Source organism: Teichococcus deserti, from assembly GCF_001982615.1.
GTDB lineage: Bacteria > Pseudomonadota > Alphaproteobacteria > Acetobacterales > Acetobacteraceae > Pseudoroseomonas > Pseudoroseomonas deserti.
In genome coordinates, this window is sequence record NZ_MLCO01000467.1 from 1 (window position 1) to 1,792 (window position 1,792).

Consider the following 1,792-nt stretch of genomic DNA (forward strand, 5'->3'; position numbering starts at 1 on the left):
CCGACCGGCCCGTCATGCGGGGCGGTGGCGAAACCCTCCCAGCGGCGGAAGTCGCGGGAGCGCGCATAGCTGACCGCAAAGTTGGAGGCGACGTCGCCGGTGCGCCGCCACATGATGGCGACATGCAGCATGCCGTCCGGCGCCATGGCGAAGCCGGGATAGGCGCTGAGCCGGCCCTCGCGGTCGCGGCCGGCGAAGATCTCGGCGCCACGCTGCCACTGGCCGCCCTGCCAGCGGTTCACCAGCCAGGTGCCGCGGCCCGAGGCGCCGTTGCGGTAGAAGAAGAGCAGCCCGTTCTCCGGGGTGCGGATGAAGGTCGGATAGGTCACCCGCTCCTCGTCGCGGCCGACCATCGGCATCGGCTTGACGCTGGAGAGGTCGTCGGCGCGGCCGGCGGCGTAGAACAGCTTGTCGCCATGCAGATTGCCGACGACATGCACCGACCCGTCGGCCGCCACCGCCATCGAGATGTCGTTGTGCGCGTCCCAGCCGCCGAACTGGGACGGCAGGCGCAGCCGGCAGACCTGGCCCTTGGCCGGGTCGAGGGCGGCGACGGTCAGCCAGCGCTCGGCGTCGTAATAGGCGACCAGCAACTGGCCGTTCGGGGCACGGGCGGCGCCCATCTCGGTGCGCACGCCGCTCCAGACCTGGGCCAGCTCATAGGTGGCGCGGCCGTTCACCTGCTGCGCCGGCGCCGGGCTGCAGGCGGGCGCCTCGGCGCGGGCGGGAAGCGCCGCCATCCCGACCCCCAGCAGGGCGGCGGCGGGCAGGAGGCGGCGGGTCAGCAGCGAGGCCAGGGTCGAAAAGGCCAGGGTCATCGATCCATCCTGTGCGACGTGGCGGCGGGCGCGGCGGCCCGCGACGGCTGAACCTGGGGCGGCCGCCCGGGTTGCCGCAACCACCGGCGCGTGGAGACATCTTCACGGTTCGCAAGCTGGCAAGGTTTTGCTGCCCCTATGCCCTGGGGAGGCCGGAAAATCCGGTCCGCTTGCCAGAGAGAGAGGCATGGAGACCACCGCCTGCTGCTATCGCTGCCACCGTGAGACGGCGCGGTCCGGCCTGCTCCAGTTCTATGTCCGCAAGGGCTTCGCCGGGCGCGACAAGGCGGGCTACGTGCTGATCTGCCCCGATTGCGTCGAGGAAGCCCGGCACCACCGCGTCGCCGCCCCGCTGCAGCCGGCGATGGCAGGCGCGCCGGGGATCGGCATGAGCAACCGGATGGTGGCGATCCTCAGCCTGCTCGGCATGCTGGCGCTGACCGCGCTGGTGGTGGCCTCGACCGGGCGGTTCTGACCCGGGCGGTCCTTTCGCCCTTCCCGCGCACCCTCTTGTGCAGCGGCAGCCCGGCGGCGGCTTGCTAGACAGGACGCCTCGCTGACGAAGGCGCCGCCAATGCTCCTCCTCCGACATGCCCTGGCCGTCCTGCTGCTGACGGCGGCGACCCAGGCGCTGGCCGAGGAGGCGCTGGCCGCCGAGGAGGCGCTGCCCCGCCGCGTCGGCGACTGCGCCGAGACCACCGTGCGCGCGACCGGCACCCGGCTGGAATCGGGCGGCCGGCCGGTTGCCGGCAGCGGCTCGCAGATCACCTACGGCAATGGCGGCGGCCAGGTCTCCTACGACACGGTGCCGGGCATCGAGGCCTCGCGCCCCGGCGACCGGGTGCGGCTCTGCCTCGTCTCGGTGCCGCGGAACTGCCCGGCCAACGACGCTCGCGGCCGCGTCTACCGCGCCACCAACCTGCGCAGCCAGGGGCAGTGGACGCTGGCCGATTCCGCCCATTCCTGCGGCGGCG

3 protein-coding genes are annotated in these 1,792 nt (G+C 73.1%); 2 read left to right on the plus strand and 1 reads right to left on the minus strand.

Going from position 1 to position 1,792, the window contains the following annotated elements; all coding sequences use genetic code 11:
• Nucleotides 1-818: BNR-4 repeat-containing protein (locus BKE38_RS29090; RefSeq protein ID WP_207553723.1), on the minus strand; the 818-nt coding region annotated here is incomplete at its 3' end.
• Between the two features lie 187 nt (nucleotides 819-1,005).
• On the opposite strand from BKE38_RS29090, the gene BKE38_RS29095 reads away from it, so the two are divergent.
• Together BKE38_RS29095 and BKE38_RS29100 are read left to right on the plus strand one after the other, a co-directional pair.
• Nucleotides 1,006-1,293, plus strand: coding sequence for a hypothetical protein (locus tag BKE38_RS29095; RefSeq protein ID WP_076960597.1), 288 nt, complete (start codon nucleotides 1,006-1,008; stop codon nucleotides 1,291-1,293).
• Between the two features lie 99 nt (nucleotides 1,294-1,392).
• Nucleotides 1,393-1,792: hypothetical protein (locus BKE38_RS29100; protein ID WP_076960598.1), on the plus strand; the 400-nt coding region annotated here is incomplete at its 3' end.

Coding starts and splice junctions, on each gene's coding strand:
- BKE38_RS29095 (WP_076960597.1), top strand. CDS start 1,006: ATGGAGACCACCGCCTGCTGCTATCGCTGCCACCGTGAGACGGCGCGG.